This window comes from Corynebacterium sp. A21, from assembly GCF_052266655.1.
Classification (GTDB): domain Bacteria; phylum Actinomycetota; class Actinomycetes; order Mycobacteriales; family Mycobacteriaceae; genus Corynebacterium.
The window spans coordinates 278,959-299,218 of the sequence record NZ_JBQPQY010000002.1; the positions used below are offsets into that span (position 1 = coordinate 278,959).

Genomic DNA, 20,260 nt, shown 5'->3' on the forward strand with positions numbered 1-20,260 from the left:
GTAGCCGCCTACTTTGAAGGAGTCGCCGAATGCCTTTCACCCCTTATCCGCTCCCCGCCAGGGGTGCCGGCAGCTCACGCCGAATCCCAGTGGAGGGCACCAACCAGGCGATTCTCTTCTCCCACCTCCACAGCCGCGCGCTGCAGTCCGATGGCGTGGAGGTGCCGGTGACCCTGCTGCCGGATCCCCGGAGTCAGGGGTTCAAGGTCAAGTGGGATTATGGGGTCATCGGTACCCTGCCAGCTTCCTTCAAAGCGGAGTTCCCGCAGCTCGAGCGGGTCACCGGGTCTCACCTGACCCCGGAGGTCACCGCCCTGGTGCAGGTCAGCCCGGAACAAGGTGGCTTGAGTGTGCACGCGCTGCTGCCGGCATCGCAGTGGACTGTCCCGGTCAATGATCCGCCGGAAGGTGCCTGGACCCTGCTTCCAGGTGGATCCCCGATCCCGGTTGATCTGAGTGCGGGTGCGGATGTCCCGACCGATGAACTGGCCACGCTCTATCAGGCCCAACTGCTGGTGGAATTGTCCTGGGTCAATGACCGCGTCACGGTGACCTATCAGAACCGGGTGCTCGGGGTGATCGGGGAATCGGATTCCGCGGCGCTGCGTGATGCCATCAACCACTTTGAGCAGCTTGGCCTGCGGTGTGTGGCCCGGGCCTTCCTCAACGGTGATGAGATCACCGTGGAATGTGCCCGTACCGAAGACCTTGACGACGCCGCCCTCGAACCCGAGATCTCCCCGCTCCCGGCGCTGGCCATCCCCGCCTTTGAAGAACCCACACCGCCGGTGACCGAAGACCCGGGCATCGTCGAGAGCGCGGATGGTTCCTGGTCTTTCCACGTCTCCTCCGCCAGCTTCGAGGCGATCACCCCGGAAAAACTGGCGGAGCACAACCGCCGGAAGCGGGTCAGCTCCCCGAAGATGCCCGCCGAGGTGGTGCGCGAAGAGGAACATCCGGCCTCCTCCACCCAGATCATCCCGATCATCGATGTCCCGGATGAGCCGGTGCAGGGCATCGCCCCCGGTGGGCCGGTCCATGAAACCGTGGTGCCCTTCCCCGCGCCGGAACCCACCGGTGGCTCAAAGACCTGGCTCTGGTTACTCATCGGCGGCATCGTGGTCATTGCCCTGATGTTCTGGATTCTGTTCTAGCGCTGTATCCGCAGCCCCCGGAAACGATTGAGCGCCGCCAGGACCTCCTGTGGGCGCGGCAGACTGTAGAGGCCCGGGTGCCCACGACGGGAGGAGAGCCAGTCCAGGCCCTCCCGCTCAATGCTCTGGTACAGCTGTGCCACCAGTTCCCCGGTGCTGGCCCGATTATCCGCTGCCGCCGCGATCTTTTCGAGCGCCAACGCGATGGCCTCAGTCTGCGCGGGATCAACCAGTTGGGAAAGGGCGCTGAGGTCGATATTGCTCTTCCCGTACTGCAGGGTGTCCCCGCCCCTGGCACGAGCGGGCTTTCGCTTGTCCGCCGGTTGCAGACTGGCTGACACCGGTACGCGCGGGGCGGCAGCGAAATCCACCGGAGATGCCGCTGAGGAGGCTGCCGGATATTGCGCGGCGATCTCCCGGGCCTGGGAGGTCACCTCCGAGGGAAGATAGGCATCCATCGCGATAACCCGGTCGGCCACATCAAAGAAGTCCCCGGAACCACCGGAGACCAGGATGCTCGAGGTTCCCCGCTGATCCCGCAGCTCACTCACCCGGTCGATGAACGGGGTGATGGGCTCACGATCAGCCGGAATCAGGGCCCGCATCCGTCGATCACGGATCATGAAGTTGGTGGCCGAGGTGTCTTCATCGATGAGCAGCAGGGAGGTACCGGCTTCCAATGCCTCCATCAGGTTTGCGGCCTGGGAGGTGGAACCACTGGCATTGGTCGTGCTGAAACAGGTGGTGTCGGTGCCACCGGGTAACCCGGTGATGAAAGGTGAGATGTCCACCCCGGTGACCGGGCGACCGTCCTCCGCGCGGATGGACACCGCATCTGGCCGCGTGATCACCCATTCCCGGCCATCACCCGCGATATGCGGATACACCCCACGTTCCATCGCCCGGAGCAGGGTGGATTTTCCGTGATATCCACCACCGATGATCACCGTGATCCCCTCGGGCACACCCATGCCACTGACCTCACGGCCCGAGGGCAGCCGGAAACTCACTCGCAGGGATGCCGGGCTACGAAAAGGCTCCGCATCATCCAACGGAAGATCGGAGTCCCCAGACTCGCGGGGCAGGATGGCACCCTCCCCGACAAAGGCAACGAGGTTCCCGGCGAGGAGCTGGGAGCGAAGATCACGCTGATCCAGATAGAGCTCCACATGTGCTCGAAGAGCCCGCTGGTCCAGGCGCCGCAGCCGCGCAGCCACCTCAGGCAGCTCCTCACAGAGCAGCTGTTGCGCCAGCCGGCCCTTCACCCGCCGCCCCGCCGCCGGCAGCGCGACGGTGAGCCGGACTTCGACTCCGGCCCCGATAAGCACCGCCGTGCGGGGCAGCACCTGCTGCTGGAGCGAGCCGATGGAGAAATCACGGCCCAGCTCCCGGGCCACCGCACGAGCAAGAAAATCACCGACCGCCACCCGCTTGGGTGCGGTGTCCATCAGATCGGCGGGGAGATCATGGTCCAGAAACAGCCGGATCTTCGAGGGCGGGGCATAAGGATCCGCCTGGATGTGATCCACCGAGAGCTCACACCCCCGCAGCCGGTGCCTCCCCCGGATCCGCTGATATCCGCTGTACCCACGACCGTCGATACTGTCCAGTGTTTCCGCCAAGGTAGCCATCAGGCTAGATTAGCGCCTCCGCAATCGGAGTCTCACCATCGTAGAAGTTGACCTTCTCACCCACCGCGACCCGCTCCTTGATCACGTGGACCATCACCGCGGCGACATTGTCGCGGGAGGTATCACTCTCATTCCCCGCCGGCTCCCGGCCCTCAATCCGGCCGGCGGCATCCGCCAGGGTGAGCTTGCCGCTCGCCTGCTCCAGAGTCAGTGCGCCCGGCCCCAGGATGGTGTAGTCCAGGTTCGTGGCACGCAGCTGCTCATCGGCATCATGCTTCGCCCTGACGTAGGGGAAGAAAGAATTGGACTCCGGAACCCGCTCCGGGTCAATATCGGAGGTGGCATAGGAGACCATCACATAGCGCTTGACACCGGCTTGCTCCGCAGCCGCCATGGAACGCACCGCGGCCTCATAATCCACGGTGTGGGTACGCTCCGGGTTGCCGCCACCGGCACCTGCAGCGAAGACCACCGCCCGGGCGCCCCGGAACACCTCCGTGAGTTCATCGACACTGGCGTGCTCGATGTCGAGGATCACCGGAGTTCCCCCGACACGCTTGACCTCGGATTCATGCTCTGGATTTCGGATGACGTTTGCCACGGTGAATCCGAGCTCGCGGAACTTCGGGGTGGCGAGCAATGCGACCTTGCCGTGGCCACCGAGGATGACTACACGATCTGTCATGAGTTTCTCCTTGTGTATCTGATTCAGGGATTTGCGTCTGGGACTGCACCAGAGTCAACGTCGCCAATGGTGGGAATGTTCCAGCCGGATGTCGGCGGCTGTCTCCCTTCCCGGGGATTATGGTTGACTTGGTATACCAAAGTTTCATGCCGTCCTGAACGAGGGAGAATTGCCGATGATCGAGAATGAACTCGATTCCACCTCCGGTGTCCCGCTCTACCGGCAGATCAAGGAGCTGCTCCGTACCGAGATCAGCGAAGGCAGGGTCGATGTCGCCCGGCCGATGACAGAGGCTCAGCTGCTGGTCCGTTTCAGTGTCAGCCGGGCACCGATCCGCCAGGCACTCCGGGAGCTGACGGATGAGGGCTACGTCTACCGGAAACAGGGCAAGGGCACCTTCCCGGTTCCGGGGCACCGGGTCGACCGTTCAGCGGATGTGCCGGAAGGCGGACTCCAGGCATTCCTCTCCGAACGTGGGCTGGAAGCGAGCTCCACGGTGTCCATCCCGGTGCGGGAACCCGCCCCCACCTGGCTCCGAAACCGGCTTCAGCTGGAGCTTCCCGAGCCATTGCTGCACTTCACCAGGCTGATCTCAGTTGACGGTGCCCCGCTTGCCGACGCCGAGATCTTCCTCCGCGCGCCCGAAAACTTCGCCCCCACCGCCGAAGAGCTGGCAGCCTCCGGCTCCGCCTTTGACCTCCTGGAACGCGCCTTCGGCCTGACGCTGGAACGCGCCGAGCATGATGCCTGGGCCACCTCCGCCACCACCGCCTACGCGGAACGACTCGGGGTGGCCCCGGGCAGCCCTCTCCTGGCGATTGAGACTGTTTTCTACACCACCGGTGGTGTTCCCGCTGGCTGGCGGATCGCCATGCACAAGGCCGAGACCTTCAAGTACCGCTTCGTCACACAGCGGTAGTCCCCTTCTTTTCACCCCGCTGAACAGCACCGTTTCCCTTAGGGGGAGACGGTGCTTCGGCTTTTTGGGAGGGTGGCGAAAAACCCCTTCACCCCACCCTTGACTTTGGCATAACAACATGCCAATCTTATTTCATCAAAGTAAGAGAGGTCACATCAATTCGGAGAGTGTGCTTCGGTCCTCATGGCGGATGCAGGGCCACCCGGTTCACTTTTCCAATTACCGCCCGCCCCGTGGGCCAGATCAACCAAGACTCGATCAGCAAGGCCACGGCGGCGCGATACTTCCCACGTGTGGACTCCCCACACCGACGAAAGGTATGCCAGTGACTGGCACCAAGACGGTCAACACAGTTCTCGGCCCCATCCCAGCAGCAGAGCTCGGGGTCACCGCAGTACATGAGGCGCTGCTCTCAGTACTGCCCGGCGCGCAATACGCACCAGACATCACCCTGGATCGTGCCGAGATTTTTGCGGCTCTGGCCACCAAGCTCCACGCCTTCAAGTCCGCTGGCGGTGCCAGCATCGTGGACTCCACCGGCATGTTCCACGGCCGTGACCTCAAGCTCTACGAAGCCCTCGCCACAGCCACCGGGGTAAATATCATCGCCAGCACCGGACAGGGCCCGGAGGAGTTGCTCGGCGGCTACTTCCTCACCCCGCAGACTAATCCACCGACCCCCTGGCCGGCCGAGAAATTCGCGGACCTCTTCGCGGTTGAGGTCACCGAGGGCATGGTGGTCCCCCGGGTTGAACGGCGTGCCGCCGCTGGTCTGGTCACCACCACCGGCACCCGTACTGGTCTGACCGCCACTGATGAATCCCTCTTCCGCGGTGCCGCCCGGGCGGCGGCCTCGACCGGGACCGCCCTGTCGGTCCGCTACGGTGCTGATGCCCTCACTGAGCTGGATATTGTGCTCGCGGAGGTTGCGGCGGAGCGCGTGCTCGTCGGTGGACTCGACCGGCGCGATGCTCCGGCACTCGAGGTCGCCCGCCGGGGCGCTTATGTGGCCATCGATCATGTGGGCACCAATGACGATGATTCCCTGCTCACCGATGAAGAACGGATCAAGCTGGTGCTTGAGTTGGTCACAGCTGGCTTCACCGACCGGATCATTCTCTCCGGCAACGCCATCGGCGTGGCCAAGGCCGTCGAGCCCAATGAGGTTCCCTTCAGCCAGGTACTCACCGAGTTCATCCCCGCACTCAAGAAGCAGGGCCTCAGCGAGAATGATGCCCAGAGCATCCTCGTGGACAACCCGCGTGAACTGCTCACCCGCCGATAAGACCGAGGAAGAATAAAGATGTCAAAGGTAAACACTGTCCTGGGCACCATCCCGGTTGAGGAACTGGGTTTCGTCGCCATCCACGAGCACATCGGCTACGGCATGCCGGGCTCCGAACTCGACACCACCTGGTGGAAGTCCCCGGAAGTCCGCTACGAGGAGACCATCCCGAAGCTGCGAAAATTCCATGAGTACGGCGGCGGCACCTTCGTCGATGCCACCGGTATCTGCAATGGCCGGGATATCCCCTACTACCAATCCCTGTCGGAGAAGACCGGTGTCAACATCATCGCCTGCACCGGCTTCGTCGGTGGTGACACCGCACTCCCCCACTTCGCCCGTGCCTCCGTGGACTATCTGACCGAGGTGTTCATCCACGAAATCACCGTCGGGATCACCGGCACCACCGCGAAGGCCGGCTTCATCAAGGTCGGTGTCTCGCGCGGTGGCCGCATGACTGAGCTGGACAAGCGCATCTACCGCGCCGCCGCCCGCGCTGCCGTGCAGACCGGTGCTCCGGTCATGACGCACCTGGCGATCGACGCCGAGCCCGCCATCGCCATCTTCCAGGAGGAGGGCCTCGACCTGGACCGCGTGCTCTTCGGTCACGTCGATGACGGTGTCAACCACGCGCAGACCCCGACCGAGCGGATTCTCGAGGTGGGCGGGCGACTGGGCTTCGATACCTTCGGCTATGAAACCGAACTGCCGGACCCGCCTTTCTGGGCCCGCCCCCGCAAGGACCGCATGGACCACTTCCTGCGCACCCTCAACGCAGGTCACCTGGACAAAGTGCTGGCCTCCGCGGACGCCAACTGCTCCCCACTCGGTTGGCCCGGAGTCAAGGGCCACACCATCAACTACATCTTCGAGGTTCTGATCCCCGATCTTGAACGCAACGGTATCGATCAGGCGAGCATCTCCCAGATCTTCCATTCCAATGCCCACAACTTCCTGGCCCAACAGGCCTGATCCTCCTTGTGAACCACCAGAAACGGACAATAACCAATGAAGACTGAAGATCTCAAGAACCTCAACATCGCCATTGTCGGCGGCGGCTACGCCGGAGTCACCGCCGCCCTGGCACTGAGCCAGATCGGCGCCAACGTCCATGTCTACGAACAGGCCAAGTCCACCGGAGAGGTCGGAGCTGGCATCGGCCTGCGCCCTGCGTCCATCAAACTCTTCCGGAAGCTGGGCATCTTCGAGGCCATCGCCGCGGTGACCTCGCCCTCCGAGGCCTTCGACATCGTCGACGCCAAGGGCAACCTGATCAAGTCCGAGCCCTGGCCGCATCAGGAGGACGAGGGCAACAACACCCGCATGGTCCACCGTCGTGATTTCATTGAGGCGCTGACCAGCCAGCTTCCCGAAGGCATTCTGCAGCTCGACCACAAGCTTGTCGAGCTGATCGACCATGGCTCCACCGCCACCCTGAAGTTCGCCCACGGTGAAGAAGTCACCGCAGACCTGGTCATCGGCGCTGATGGCATCCGCTCCCGGGTCCGGGAACTCTTCGGGCATTATGAGCCGGTCCCGGCCGGTGCACATGCCTACCGAGTGGTGCTCGACGGCTCGCAGGCCGAGGGCCTGATGAGCGATGACAACCTGCGGCTCTACCTCGACGGAGAGACCGGCTCCATGATCTACTTCCTGCCGCTGCGCCACCGCGGCCCGAACGGCCAGGTCTCCTTCGACATCACCGTGCCCAGCCAGGACACCTCCTGGAGCCCGCAGGTCACCCGCGAGGAGATCCTCCACGCCGTGCGCAACTTCGATGAGCGTCTGATCCGCATGGTCGAGAACATGGACATGAGCAAGGTCAACTGCCGCTCCGCCTATGACATCGACCCGGTGGACACCTGGAACTCCGATTCGGTGGTCCTGATCGGCGATGCCGCCCACGCCATGTTGCACCACCAGGGCCAGGGCGCGAACTCGGCGGTCATCGACGGCGGCGTCCTGGCCGATGCCCTCCTAGCTGCGGATTCCGTGCCCGCAGCGCTGGTGGCCTTCGTCGCAGAGCGCAAGGAACCCACCCAGGCACTCCAGCGCATCTCCCGGGAGTCCTGGGACAATGACTCCGCAGCTAAGTCCGCCTTCCCGGAGAAGACTGAGATCACCTACTAAACCCGCTCTTCCATGAAAGGACCTCACTGACATGAGCATTCACCCGGAGATCGCCAAGATCCTCACCCATATTCCCCCGGCCTCCACCACCCCGCCAGAGCCAGCGCAGCTGCGGACCGAGGAGGCCAAGCGGGTCCCGCCCGTGGTTCCGCTTCATGAGGTCACAGACTCCACCCTCGCCGGGGTACCGGTGCGCACCTACTCCGCTGAAGCCACCACGCAGGGGCTGATCATTTACCTGCACGGCGGGGCCTTCTTCTCTGGAAGCCTGGATACCCACGATCATGTGGCACGGGCCCTGGCAAAGGAAACCGGCCACCAGGTGATCTCAGTGGGCTATTCCCTGGCACCGGAGGTGCCCTTCCCCACTGCGCTGAATGAGTGCCTGGCAGTGCTGCACGGGGTCGTCGATAAGCAGTCGGAACTGGGCTGGGAGGGAAACCTCGCGTTGATCGGCGACAGCTCAGGGGCAAACTTCGTCGCTGCACTGACCGGCATGGCCCAGGACGAGGGATTCCAGGCCATCACCCATCAGGTCCTCTACTATCCCTCGGTGGACTTGGACTTCAATCAGGAGAAATGGCCCTCACTGCGGGAAAACGCCGAGGGCTACGGCTTGGAATACAACGGGCTGGCCCCCTTCAACTCCTTCTACCTCGAAACCGCCGACCCAGCTGATCCACGGGTCTCCCCCATCAAACGGGCAGACCTCAACGGGCTGCCCAAGGCATTGGTAGTCACCGCCGGATTCGACCCACTGCGTGACGAGGGTGAGGCCTATGCCGAACGCCTCAAAAACGCTGGCGTGGACACCACGCTGCTGCGCTACGACAACGCCAACCACGGCTTCGTGGCCAACTTCTCCTGGATCCCCGAGTTCTACGAGGTCTTCCACGAGACCGCGAAGTTCCTGAACTCCTAACTGACCGCCCGCTGCCCAGACGTCCCAGCTCAGCTGGGACGTCTACCCCGCCATACCCAAGTCCGTTGTCGCTTCCCCCTTCACGCAGATCATTGATGAACCTGTGAGCACGCCAGGGAATGATGGCTGCGCATTCGTGCCCCACGGAGGACACCCATGTCACCTCAAAAGACCTCATTCTGGACCTATGAAAATAAACTGACCACCGTCTTCTTCTTTGCCGTCGGTCTGGTCTTCTTCGACCGGCTCGTCATCAACTTCCTCATGCCCTTCATCCAAGCGGACCTGGGACTCAATAACGCACAGGTGGGCCAGCTCGCCGGTGCTGCGGCGCTGACCTGGTCAATCGCCTCAGTTGTGGGTGGCCGGATCTCCGACAAAGTCAGATCAAAGAAGACCTACCTGGTTATCCTGCTGGTCATCTTCTCGGTGGCCTCCGCCACGCAGGGCTTCGTGGGCACCTTCATCCACCTGATCATTCTGCGCCTGCTCATGGGGATGTTCGAGGGACCCACGATCCCGGTCACCCAGTCGGTCCTGGCCATCGAGTCCTCCCCGCACCGACGCGGCTTCAACCTCGGCTTCACCATGAACACCGCTAACGGCCTCTTCGGTTCCGTTCTGGCTCCCCTGGTGATCGTTGCCCTGGCCAATTTCTTCGATTGGCGCACCGCCTTCTTCTTCACCATCATCCCCGGCCTGATCATGGCATTTGTGATCTGGAAGGTGATGCGTGAGCCGGAAGCCGTGTCCCTGGAAGCTGTCGAATACGGCGCACCAGCTGGGAAGGGCGGCTTCAAGGAGGTCATCAGCAACCGCAATGTGCTGCTCTCGATCGTCATGTTCTCCGGCTTCATGGTCTACCTGATTGCGCTACAGGTCTTCGGCCCGCTCTTCCTGACCACTATTCGCGGCTACACATCCTCCTCAATGTCCCTTATCATGTCCGCCTTCGGTATCGGCACCGCCATCTGGGGCTTCGTGGTCCCGATGATCTCCGACCGGATCGGACGAAAGCCCACCGCCATCATTTTCGGCCTACTCTCCACTCTCGCACCGCTATCCTTCCTCTACATCGAGAACCCGGCACTCCTCAGCTTGGCGGTCTTCATCTTCGCCGCCGGCATGGGAGTGGGCGGCATGGCGATGTCAGTGATCCCGGCGGAATCCGTGCGCCCGGCGCTCGCTGGCCTGGCTGTCGGACTGCCGGTGGGTCTGGGTGAGTTCTTCGGCGGTTTCCTCAACCCGATGATCACCGGCGCTATCGCCGATGTCTACGGCCTGGAGTCCGCACTCCTGATTTCCTCCGGCGGCGCCCTGGTGGCCACGCTCTTCGCACTCTTGCTCAAGGAAACGGCTCCGAAGATTGTGGCGCGGCGCCAGACCACCGCAGTGGTTTCGGAGTCCACCGAGGCTCCCGTCATCCGATAACTTCTGCCCCCTTCTGACCTCTAGTCCCAGCCACCGATGTGGCTGGGACTAGAGGTCAGAGCTTTGCCCGGCTCCCAGAGCCTTGAGCATGGATTCGGTATCCCCTGCAAAAGCTGAAGTGATCTTCCACCTCATGCAGGCCGAGATCAGATTGCGCTATCTACCGAACAGCCTGCGATACCCATCCATGGTGGTAAAGAAGGGCGAAGGCTCCAGTGTCGGATCACCCTCGTAGCCCAACGCTGCAGCGACGGCTTCGAAAGGTGAGTATGGGGAAACAATTTCCTTGGGTTCGAGGCTGCCAGCCACGGCCCGGACCTTTGCCTCAATCTCAAGTGCTTCATCGAGCACCCTGACCGAGGTCCCCCGATCCAGCTCCACTTCATGGGCGATGCCATCTGCACCACGGAAAGGGTGACCAAGGAACATCCGCGAGGGCTTCAGGACGTCGCGAAGCAGCTCAAGGCTGTCGCGATAGGCATCCGGGTCCTCGTATCCCGGGAACCCATTGGCGGCACCGTGGATCTGCACAGCATCGCCGACGAAGACGTCACGCTGCCCCTGAATCTCATAGGCCACCGAGCCGGCGGTGTGCCCCGGGACGTTATGGACGGAAATCCTGACTCCCCCTCCCAGATCCAGGGTCTCGCCACCGCGCACCACCACCTGCGCGTCCATCTCGCCGGAGATCGCCCCGGCCATCATCTCCGTCTGCTGTGCTTCGGCATCTGGATTGTCGATGTAACGGGACCTGACTCCGAGATAGTTGTCCACATGGGCGCGCCGTGACTGCAGATAGTGCAGATCCGCCTCGTGGATGACCACTTTGGCTCGGCGACCGGTCATTTCCCAGAGTGCCTGGGTGCCGCCGAGATGGTCGATATGCCCATGAGTCAACAGGATCCACTTCACGTCCTCAATGCTGCGGCCGAGCTTGATCAGTCCCGCGACGACGCCCTCTACGGTGGCAGTGACGCCGGTATCGACGATGGTGAGCTCCGGTGCGTCAATGAGGAAGGTGTAGAGCCCGAAACGGCCCCAGGGCGCAAAGAGGGTGCGGACCGGTACTTCTGGATTCATTTTTGTCCCTTTCACGGAGGATGCTTGCCTCTTTTACTTTATTATAATAATATGCCCTTGTCACCCAGTTAACACTATTTGGCGGGACTTAATCCACATCACATGAAGGAGCCTCTCGCTCATGACTGACTTTCAGACCTTCAACGCAGGCGGCCACACCATCCGTATCCGCAAGGATCTCACCGTCCCCATGCGTGACGGCATCAACCTCACCGCCGATGCCTATGAGGGCGACGTCGATAAGCCCCGCCCCGCACTGGTCGCGCTCAGTCCCTACGGCAAGGAACTGCAGGCCCTGGCGCTGACCACCCCGCCGCAGCGGCGCCCTTCCCCGCTCTGGGACGGCTGCATCGAGGCCGGCGACATCGCCCGCATCGTCGCTGAGGATTATGTCCACGTCATCGGTGACCTCCGCGGTTCCGGCACCTCCGAGGGCGAGCACATCGGCAACTACAATGCCGGCGGCGTCTCGCTGGGCGAGGATGCCTATGACTTCATCGAGTGGGTCGCCGAGCAGCCCTGGTGCGATGGCAATGTCGGCATGGTCGGCATCTCCTACTTCGGCTCCATGCAGGTGCTGGCTGCTGCCGAGCGCCCGCCGCACCTCAAGGCTATTTTCGTCTCCGGCGGCCACTATGACTTCTACGAGACCACCTACCACGGCGGCATCATGTGGTTCATGCCCCGTGCCGCCCGCGAAGGCCGTGGCGGCGATTCCGGCTGGGCTTTCACCGACGGCGTGAAATCCCGCATGCTCGAGGAATTCAGCTCCGAGGAGATCAAGGCCAAGGTCACCGAGCGGTTGGCGGACCCGGATATCGCCGCTTGGCCGAATCTCGTCCACACGCTGCACTACCCGAAGAACCACGAAGCCTGGTTCGACATCGTCATGAACCAGTTCGATGGCCCCTGGTACGAAGAGCGCAACCCCAATGAGCTGGCCGCCGAGATCGACATTCCGGTCTGGCTGCAGCTGGATCAGGGCCGCGGCTGGACCCTGGATTCCACCATCGAGGTTTTTGATTCCGTTAAGGGACCGAAGAAGCTGACCATCGGCTCCTACCCGCCGATGCAGTCGCGCCCCTTCATCGAGGAACACGACAAGATGTTCCGCTGGTACGACTACTGGCTCAAGGGCATCGATAACGGGGTGATGGATGAGCCGGCCGTCGATGTCTTTGTCGAGGGTTCCCGCGAGGTGGTCACCGCCGAGCAGTGGCCGCCAAAGGCCACCGATTACCGGGCGTTGTACCTGCGCCCCCGACATAAACTCTCCACCGAACCGGAGACCATGGGCTCGGAGTACGCCGCACCGGACGGCTTCTACCAGCCGCCACTGACCGTCACCGATGATGTGCAGATCCTGTCTTGGTCTACCCCGGTGTTCGAGGAGGCCACGGAGATGATCGGTACCGGCGCGGCCCACATCTTCGCCGAGATCGACCAGGAGGACACCAACTTCATCCTCCGCCTCTGGGACTATGCCCCGAATGGCAAGCGCCAGCTGATCACCACCGGATATCTCAAAGCTTCACACCGTGAGCTGGACCCTGCCCGGACAACGGAGGGCAGCCCGCGACACCCCCACACCGCGGAAAGTGTTCAGCCGGTGACACCCGGCAAGATCGAGGAATATGTCCTCCGTCTCTACCCCTTCGCGGCAGCCTTCCAGCCGGGCCACCGACTGGTCGCGGAGCTCTCCAACAACGAGCCGCTCTCCGATGAACACAACTCCCTGCTCCCGCCGGATTCCTTCCACCTGCCGGTGGGCCGCTCGGTCACCCACAAGATCTACCGGGATGCCGAGCACCCCTCCCGACTGGTGTTGCCTTTCACCACTGCGTAGCTTTCTAGCTTTCAGTCGGCCCCCGAAAGACCAACGGAGGGGATGCACTCGATTGAGCGCATCCCCTCCGTTGGGTTTTCAGGTCGGCCTTGCCAGCCATGTCGATCGATGAGGTCGATGCGACCTAAGCCTCGACTGACTCCTGCGTCGGACGGTCATCGCTGATCTTGCGGATGAAGGGCACCAGGATCATGCCGACGATACCCAGGCAGCCACCGATCAGGAATGCGGTGGTGGTGCCGTCTGCGGTGGCGATGCTGGCCGGGTTACCGGCTTCCATCGACGCATTAGCACCGTGGGTCATGGCCACCACCAGTACTGCGGTGCCGGTGGCACCCGCCAGCTGCTGCAGGGTGTTCAGGGCAGCGGAACCGTGGCCGTAGAGATGGTCCGGCAGCGAACCCAGTGCGGTGGTCATCAGCGGGGTGATCAGCAGGGCTAGGCCGATGGAGAAGATCACGTGCATGGCGATGACCAGGGTGGTCGTGGAATTCTCATCCAGGGTGGACATCCAGAACAGCGAGGCGGTGAGGACGACAATGCCCGGGATGAGCAGCGGACGCGGTCCCCGGTTGTCGTAGAGGCGGCCGATGAATGGCGAGAGCACGCCGTTGATCAACCCACCCGGCATGAGCAGCAGACCGGTGACCAGTGCGGTCACCCCCACCGAGGTCTGCAGGTAGATCGGCAGAATGGTCACCGAACCGAGCAACATGCCGAAGACAATCAGCATGACCAACACCGAGAGGGTGAAGTTCCGGTTGCGGAAAACCCCCAGATCCAGCAGCGCCCTCCCCTTCTTGGAGAGGCGGACCTGACGGAAGCCGAAGGCGAAGAAGCAGAGCAGACCGACCACGCCGATGACGATCGTGAGAAGGCGTTCGGTGCCCTGGCCGTCGATGATCTTGCTCAGCGAGGACAGGGTGTACACCATGCCACCGAAGGCGACTGCGGAGAGGATAACGGAGAGCACGTCCAGCGGGGTGGCCCTGGTCTCACCGACATTGCCCAGGAACTTCAGCCCCACACCGAGGGCGATGGCGATCAGCGGAACCATGACCCAGAACAGCCAGTGCCAGGTCAGCGCATTGAGAATGAAACCGGAGACAGTCGGACCCAGCGCCGGGGCCACAGCCATGACGATGGAGATCAAGCCCATCACCGAACCACGACGCTGCGGCGGGACCACGGTCATGGCCACCGTCATCAGCAGTGGCATGATCAGTGCGGTACCGATGGCCTGCAGGATACGGCCGGTGAGCAGCACCGCGAAGGCGGGTGCCATAGCCGCGACGATGGTGCCGATGATGAAGAACACCAGTGCCGTGGTGAAGATGAAGCGGGTGGTGAACCGCTGGAGCATGAAGCCGGTCGTCGGGATGACGATGGCCATGGTCAGCATGAAGCCGGTGGTCAGCCACTGGGCGGTGGTGGCGGGCACGCTGAAATCTTCCATGATGACGGGAAGCGCCACTGAGAGGATGGTCTCATTGAGCATCATCACCATCGCGGAGAAGACCAGGACAATCAGGACAAGCTTCACCTGCGCAGGAATGGTGACATCATCTGTCCGGGAGGTGTGCTCCCGGGTCGGAGATGACTGGGGTTCGGTCAAAACGACTCGCTTTCTCGGATATCAGAAGTAATGTCGATAGACTTTCAAAGTCAGTCAGTGACATTTTGACACTAACTGACAGAAAAGCGATTATAGTGCCAATCCTGCATCACGCAACCCAACCCCTGTGGAGGCCGAAACCTGTGTCCACCAACGAACCCCTGAGCCTGCGAGAGCGACGTCGCATCGAGACGGAAACCGCGATACACAATGCGGCCCTGCGGCTATTCGCCGAGCACGGCAGCCAGGCAACGACTACGGACCAGATCGCCGAACTCGCCGGAATCTCCACCCGAACATTCTTCCGCTACTTCGAGACCAAAGAGTCCGCGGCGCTGCCCAGTCTCGGTGCCCTCGAATCACTCTTCGAGCGGCTTTCCGGAAAGATCCGCACCATCGAGGACGTCGGCCCAGTGCTTGACGTCATCTTCCATTCGGTGATCGAGGAACTGAACGAGGAAGAGGCCAGCGCCACCAGGCTCTTCTTCTCGCTCTTAGAAAACGATGCTGCCATCCGCGATGCCGCTAGTGCCCGGGACGCCCACATTGAGGAGCTGCTCACCCGAAAACTGTCCGCCCGCCTCCCTGAGGTGGACACCCTGGAGCTGCGGCTGATCGTGGCCACCTTCGTCGCCCAGTCCCGCACCGTCTGGGCTTACTGGTACGAATTGGACCAGGACCCCGAGCGCCCCTCCGTCGGTATCAGCGAGCTCCTCTCCCGCGCACAAAAAATCCTCTCCAGCCACTTCCACTGACCGCTTATCGACGCCGCTTGGACCCGGCGAAAGCACGCCTCAGGGTCGTGAGATCAGCATAAGGTTAAGAGGCATGAGCATTAAGGATCACTTCGGCACGCTATCCCGGGTTGCCCTCGGGTTTCTCGGCCTTGGCGTACTACTGGTTGTTTTTGCTGCGTTTCAGATAGAGCGGAAGACGTATGCGGGATCCACCCTCGTCTGGTCATCTCTCGGATTCGGAAGTTTAGCGCTGGTTGTATCTCTGGTTCTCTACAACGTTGCAGTTGCTCTCCAAGAAGCCTCCTGGGTGAATGTCGGGATCTTTGCACTAATCGGAGTCATTCTCCTTGGCATCTCTGTGCTCTGGTTGAAAGACATGGGAGACGTGCCGGTCATTTTTCATCCAGCACTTATACCAAGGTTTCTTGGTGCACTGTGGTTTCTCGCCGCACTTGTTAACGCATTTCGGGCTGGAAATAAGTAGAAGGCAAAGCACACCCGCGGTTAAGAGAAACCCTGTCTCATCAGGTTGCTTTCACCTTCACCGGCTTGATCGCCTACCCGTGGGGTGCTTGGTCCCGAACCCTGGAAAAGGAACGGTTAACGTTGTTCCTTAGCTGCATTCCGAAGAACGTCAGAGATGAATTCCTCGTCCAAAATTTGGTCACTAATCCCGTGCAATCGCACCGGCATTTCATTGACCAGAAGAATTGCCGGTTCATAACCCTGAAGCCAGCAGCGAAAGTTCAGCTCTCCGAGGGAGATGATTTCATCTTTTGTCAGGTCATCTGAACCCAGAATCAATGTGGCAACAGCAGAGGTGGATTTGCTTGCCATGATGAGAAGCCTTAGATCCATCCGTGCGAGAAAAGGGTCGACGTTATGCCATCGACGGTGCGGCTCCTCCGGTCCGGCACCACTGAGACACCTGCTCTGGGCTTCTGAGGCTTCTGATCTGCCGGGTCAGTCACTGTGCCTCCCTCCACTAGCAAATTGCTCCTGCAGTAGTTTCAGTGAAACCCACTCAACATCGAGGTTCAACCTCAGGCACATCAAGGCCCACAAGTAGATAAAACGGTGCCACCTCCCCCAGCAATGACGGGTAGGTCTCGAGGATCTGGCCAATCCTCTCCCCAGAGATACAATTCGGCCGATCCTCGAGACCTAGACGTCAAACCCCAGGTCAACCCGCCACCAGAACCCCAGCCAGAACCAAAAGATCCTAGAAGATCCAGTGCAGCAGCATCACCGCGAACAGTCCGAAGACCGAGGTGATGGTGGTCATCACCGACCAGGTCTTCAGCGTCTGCCCCACCGTCATGCGGAAATATTCCTTCACCAGCCAGAAGCCAGCGTCATTGACGTGGGAGAAGAAGTTGGAACCGGCGCCCACAGCCAGCACCATCAGGGCGGTGTCGAAGGTGCCCAATCCGGCGGCCAGAGGTGCGACGATACCGGCAGCGGTGATCGTGGCAACGGTGGCGGAGCCGGTGGCCACGCGGATGAACACCGCCAGCAGCCAGCCCGCGAGCAGGGGTGAGATCGGTTGGGCGGCCAGCCACTGGCCGATCACCTCGCCGATACCGGAATCCACCAGGGTCTGCTTGAAGCCGCCACCGGCACCGACGATGAGCAGGATCGACGCGATCGGAGCGAAGGAACCGCCAATGACATCGGAGATGTCCTGGAGTTTTCTGCCCTTGAAGACGCCGAAGGCGAAGATCCCGTAGAGCACCGCGCTCAGCAGGGCGACGATCGGCTGGCCGAAGAAGGCCACCAGCTCGGTGAGTACGGCGATATTCCAGCCACCGACCTCAAAAACAGCGTTGAGCAGCATGAGTGTGACCGGAATGAGAATGATAGTCAGCGCCGAGAGGAAGGAAGGGCGCTCATTTTCGGGGATCTCGGTGTCTCCGGCATCGAAAGTCTCCGGTGCCAGGATCGGCACGAACTTGACCATCACCCGGGCAGCGAGGGGCCCAGCCAGGATCACGGTGGGGACCGCGACGAGCAGACCGATTCCCAGGGTCAGGCCGAGGTTCGCACCCAAAGCATCAATTGCCAGCAGCGGGCCGGGGTGCGGCGGCACGAAGGCGTGCAGCGCGGACAGCCCCGCCAGTGCCGGGATGCCGATGGCGATCACCGGCAGCTTCATCCGACGGGCGACCATCATGACCACCGGGATCATCAGGACCACGCCGACCTCGAAGAAGAGCGGAATTCCGATGATGAAGGCAATCAGGGCCATGGCCCAGGGCAGCATGCTGATCTTCGACCGGCCGATGATCGTGTCCACGATCCGGTCCGCACCGCCGGATTTGATGAGCAGTTCACCGATCATCGCCCCCAGCACCACCAGCACACCCACGCCGCCGATGGTGCTGCCCAGCCCTGAGGTGAAGGAATCAAAGGTGGAGATCAACGGCACCCCGGCGGCCAGCGCCATGACCACCGAGCCGAACATCAGGGAGAGAAAGGGGTGGAGCTTGGTCACCGTGATCAGCACGACGATAGTGACCACACCCAGGAGCGCCGCGATAACCAGCCGGAGCGGGTCATCGCTACCGGTAGCTTCCTGCGCGAGCGTTAAGGTGGTTTCAGGAGCCATTGTGAGCTCTTTTCTCTTCAGAGAGTGATTCCGGATAGATCATATTTAACGGATGTTGGAAGCAGCTTAGTTCCGCCTAATCCGGTTTCAAAGAGTGCCCCTCAAAAATTCCGAATGGGAGCCCGCACCATGAATGCTGATGATCTGCACGCCTGCGCCACCGAGCGATCCCTGGAATTACCAGGCTCGGTGCTTGATCACCCGTTTGGCCCGGACATGGATGTGTGGAAGGTGCGCGGCAAGATGTTCCTCTTCCTCCACCTAAGGAATGGCGCGCCCATGGTCACCCTGAAAAGCGATCCTGAGATCGCCGCTGAACTCCGCCGCAGTCACAGCTCAATCACCCCGGGCTATCACATGAACAAGCGGCACTGGATCTCGATCACCGCAGGTGATTCGATCACCCTCGAGCTGCTGCGGGGCCTGGTCACCGACTCCTATCTCGCGGTCGTCGAGAAGCTTCCCCGTGCTCAGCGCCCCGTGGACCCCTTCAACTTCGGCTGATCCCCCATGTTTGTGTCGTTGTAGGCCACAATGGAGCCATGAAGATCACCAGACACATCCACGCCTGCGTTGAACTAGAGCATCAGGGATTCACCACCTACATTGATCCCGGCTCCTTCGGTGTCCCCCATGAGCTGGTCAATTCAGATGCCGTGTTGATCACTCATATGCACCCGGACCACATCGACATCGAGGCACTACTCAAGATCGTCGACCGTAATCCGAAGGTGCAGATCTACGCCCCGGTTTCGGTTGCCCAGGACCTTCCTATCGAGGTCCATGTGGTTGCCCACGGCGATATCCTCGATCTGGGTGGCATGAAGGTGGAGGTGCTCGGTGCCCGACACGCGATCAGCACCCGGGTGCAACCGGCCACCGAGAATGTCGGCTATCTCTTCGACGATAAAATCCTCCACCCCGGTGATGCTTTCCATCCGATCGAGGATCTGGAACTGGCCCTCCTACCGGTCAACGGCCCCTGGGTGAAGATGCTCGACGTCGAGGAATGGCTGGTCGCCTTCCCGCCCAAGCGTTTCATCGGGATCCATGATGGCATCGTCAACGAGCACGGCTTGAACATCAACCGGAAGATCCTGGGTCTGCTGGCGGACAAGGTCCATGCCGAGTACCTGCCGCTGCGGCCGGGCGAGAGCCTCGAGATCTAACTCGAGCTCTAATCTGTGACCCGGTGCGCGAAGTCGATGGTCTTATCCAGTGCCGCCCGGGCGGCCTCGGTGGAGAGATCAAACTGGTACTCGTGTGCTAGTTCCGATTCATGATCATCCGGGTAGAACACCGGTGAGACGGCCACTCCCAATCCCGCCAACCGATGGGCGAAGGGTCGGGACTGCGTCGCGGTCAACGGGTCGGCGTTCCCGCCGCTGATGTAGGTGGCCGGGAAATTCTTATCCACCCAGTTGATGGTGGACATCTCCGCCCCTGCGGTGGAGTCCGCGAAGCTGCGTCGCCCGGTATATGCCCACAGGGCCTGTTCCACTCCCCACCCAGCTAGCCCACCGCCACCGCCCATCTTCGAGATGTCATAGATGCCGCAGTTGAGTATCACGCCTTTGAGCTGGTTCGGAGCCAGCGCCGGCACCACCCCGAGGGATGCGGCATAGGAAGGGTTGGTGATGGCGGTGGCCAGCTGGGCGGAGAGCTGGGAACCGGCGGAGTCCCCGGCCAGCAGGATATTGTCCGGGTCAATGCGGTACTCGGCGGCGTTGGCCAGCAGGAAGTCGTGGGCATCATTGAGCTGGTGCACCGCGGTGGGGTATCTGTGCCCCGGCGCGATGGAGTAGCCCAGGGAGACGATGTTAAAGCCGGCCTCGGCCAGGCGGGCATAATAGCCGGCGTAGTCACCCTTGGCGCCTGAAAGCCAGGCACCGCCGTGGGTCCAGATGATCGTCGGCGCGGGGCCGTCGCCCGTGGGCGGGGAATAGATGTCGAGGAGCGCATCGCGGTCCCCCTCGCGGTAGGCGATCTCCGCGCGGACGTCGATAAGCGGGGCATTGTCAGCCAGCGCTGCGGTGACGCGGCGGCCGTCCTTGTTGAAGAGGGCGCGCACCAGCAGTGCCCCGGGGACCGGGGTCAACAGACAGACTCCGGCGAGAAGTGCACTGGCGATGACTGCTACGTATCCCATGATTTTCATGGCACTGATACTGCCATTCCACAACCGCTCAGATGCGGCGAATGAGCATCATCCGGCAA

General features: G+C 61.8%; 19 protein-coding genes. 12 read left to right on the top strand and 7 right to left on the bottom strand.

The features are described 5' to 3' along the window. The first annotated feature begins 29 nt into the window (after positions 1-29). On the top strand, positions 30-1,154 hold the full coding sequence (locus ACTU46_RS05415; RefSeq protein ID WP_443380136.1) for a hypothetical protein: 1,125 nt from the start codon (positions 30-32) through the stop codon (positions 1,152-1,154). Here ACTU46_RS05415 and ACTU46_RS05420 read toward each other — a convergent pair. Beyond that, the gene (locus tag ACTU46_RS05420; RefSeq protein ID WP_443380138.1) at positions 1,151-2,785 is read right to left on the bottom strand and encodes an ABC-ATPase domain-containing protein; all 1,635 of its coding nucleotides are present in this window, start codon (positions 2,783-2,785) and stop codon (positions 1,151-1,153) included. The two genes, ACTU46_RS05415 and ACTU46_RS05420, sit on opposite strands and share 4 nt — an antisense overlap. A 4-nt stretch (positions 2,786-2,789) precedes the next feature. Further along, positions 2,790-3,470, bottom strand: coding sequence for an NAD(P)H-binding protein (locus ACTU46_RS05425; protein WP_443380140.1), 681 nt, complete (start codon positions 3,468-3,470; stop codon positions 2,790-2,792). A 175-nt stretch (positions 3,471-3,645) separates the two neighbouring features. On the opposite strand from ACTU46_RS05425, the gene ACTU46_RS05430 reads away from it, so the two are divergent. From ACTU46_RS05430 to ACTU46_RS05455, 6 genes are all read left to right on the top strand, one after another. Continuing rightward, positions 3,646-4,389, top strand: a complete 744-nt coding sequence (locus ACTU46_RS05430; protein WP_443380142.1) for a GntR family transcriptional regulator — start codon at positions 3,646-3,648, stop codon at positions 4,387-4,389. A gap of 319 nt (positions 4,390-4,708) precedes the next feature. Next, positions 4,709-5,674 (top strand): phosphotriesterase, encoded by a 966-nt coding sequence (locus ACTU46_RS05435; protein WP_443380144.1) that lies wholly within the window; start codon positions 4,709-4,711, stop codon positions 5,672-5,674. A gap of 18 nt (positions 5,675-5,692) precedes the next feature. Next, a complete protein-coding gene (locus tag ACTU46_RS05440; RefSeq protein ID WP_443380146.1) occupies positions 5,693-6,646 on the top strand; it encodes a phosphotriesterase in 954 nt (317 codons plus the stop codon). 36 nt (positions 6,647-6,682) lie between these two features. Then, positions 6,683-7,804, top strand: a complete 1,122-nt coding sequence (locus tag ACTU46_RS05445) for an FAD-dependent oxidoreductase (RefSeq protein ID WP_443380147.1) — start codon at positions 6,683-6,685, stop codon at positions 7,802-7,804. Between the two features lie 31 nt (positions 7,805-7,835). Then, positions 7,836-8,726, top strand: coding sequence for an alpha/beta hydrolase (locus ACTU46_RS05450; RefSeq protein ID WP_443380148.1), 891 nt, complete (start codon positions 7,836-7,838; stop codon positions 8,724-8,726). A 156-nt stretch (positions 8,727-8,882) separates the two neighbouring features. Further along, positions 8,883-10,157, top strand: coding sequence for an MFS transporter (locus ACTU46_RS05455; protein WP_443380150.1), 1,275 nt, complete (start codon positions 8,883-8,885; stop codon positions 10,155-10,157). Positions 10,158-10,313: 156 nt separating this feature from the next. Here the strand turns inward: ACTU46_RS05455 and ACTU46_RS05460 are convergent, their stop codons facing one another. Beyond that, positions 10,314-11,237 carry an MBL fold metallo-hydrolase gene (locus ACTU46_RS05460; protein ID WP_443380152.1) on the bottom strand — a complete coding sequence of 308 codons (924 nt, stop codon included), beginning with the start codon at positions 11,235-11,237 and terminating at the stop codon, positions 10,314-10,316. 121 nt (positions 11,238-11,358) lie between these two features. Between ACTU46_RS05460 and ACTU46_RS05465 the strand changes: the two genes are divergently transcribed. Beyond that, the gene (locus tag ACTU46_RS05465) at positions 11,359-13,083 is read left to right on the top strand and encodes a CocE/NonD family hydrolase (RefSeq protein ID WP_443380154.1); all 1,725 of its coding nucleotides are present in this window, start codon (positions 11,359-11,361) and stop codon (positions 13,081-13,083) included. 124 nt (positions 13,084-13,207) lie between these two features. On the opposite strand, the gene ACTU46_RS05470 is transcribed toward ACTU46_RS05465, so the two are convergent. Then, a complete protein-coding gene (locus ACTU46_RS05470; RefSeq protein WP_443380156.1) occupies positions 13,208-14,698 on the bottom strand; it encodes an MDR family MFS transporter in 1,491 nt (496 codons plus the stop codon). 143 nt (positions 14,699-14,841) lie between these two features. On the opposite strand from ACTU46_RS05470, the gene ACTU46_RS05475 reads away from it, so the two are divergent. Both ACTU46_RS05475 and ACTU46_RS05480 read left to right on the top strand, forming a co-directional pair. Then, the gene (locus ACTU46_RS05475) at positions 14,842-15,453 is read left to right on the top strand and encodes a TetR family transcriptional regulator (RefSeq protein ID WP_443380158.1); all 612 of its coding nucleotides are present in this window, start codon (positions 14,842-14,844) and stop codon (positions 15,451-15,453) included. Between the two features lie 73 nt (positions 15,454-15,526). Beyond that, on the top strand, positions 15,527-15,919 hold the full coding sequence (locus ACTU46_RS05480; RefSeq protein WP_443380160.1) for a hypothetical protein: 393 nt from the start codon (positions 15,527-15,529) through the stop codon (positions 15,917-15,919). Positions 15,920-16,035: 116 nt separating this feature from the next. On the opposite strand, the gene ACTU46_RS05485 is transcribed toward ACTU46_RS05480, so the two are convergent. Then, complete coding sequence (locus ACTU46_RS05485; protein ID WP_443380161.1) at positions 16,036-16,272, bottom strand: hypothetical protein; 237 nt, start codon at positions 16,270-16,272, stop codon at positions 16,036-16,038. A 385-nt stretch (positions 16,273-16,657) separates the two neighbouring features. After that, the gene (locus ACTU46_RS05490) at positions 16,658-18,043 is read right to left on the bottom strand and encodes a GntP family permease (protein WP_443380163.1); all 1,386 of its coding nucleotides are present in this window, start codon (positions 18,041-18,043) and stop codon (positions 16,658-16,660) included. A gap of 129 nt (positions 18,044-18,172) precedes the next feature. On the opposite strand from ACTU46_RS05490, the gene ACTU46_RS05495 reads away from it, so the two are divergent. Together ACTU46_RS05495 and ACTU46_RS05500 are read left to right on the top strand one after the other, a co-directional pair. Further along, the gene (locus ACTU46_RS05495; RefSeq protein ID WP_443380165.1) at positions 18,173-18,547 is read left to right on the top strand and encodes an MmcQ/YjbR family DNA-binding protein; all 375 of its coding nucleotides are present in this window, start codon (positions 18,173-18,175) and stop codon (positions 18,545-18,547) included. A 38-nt stretch (positions 18,548-18,585) separates the two neighbouring features. Beyond that, a complete protein-coding gene (locus ACTU46_RS05500) occupies positions 18,586-19,212 on the top strand; it encodes an MBL fold metallo-hydrolase (RefSeq protein WP_443380167.1) in 627 nt (208 codons plus the stop codon). An 8-nt stretch (positions 19,213-19,220) separates the two neighbouring features. On the opposite strand, the gene ACTU46_RS05505 is transcribed toward ACTU46_RS05500, so the two are convergent. Continuing rightward, a complete protein-coding gene (locus ACTU46_RS05505; protein WP_443380169.1) occupies positions 19,221-20,201 on the bottom strand; it encodes an alpha/beta hydrolase in 981 nt (326 codons plus the stop codon). Between the last annotated feature and the right edge of the window lie 59 nt (positions 20,202-20,260).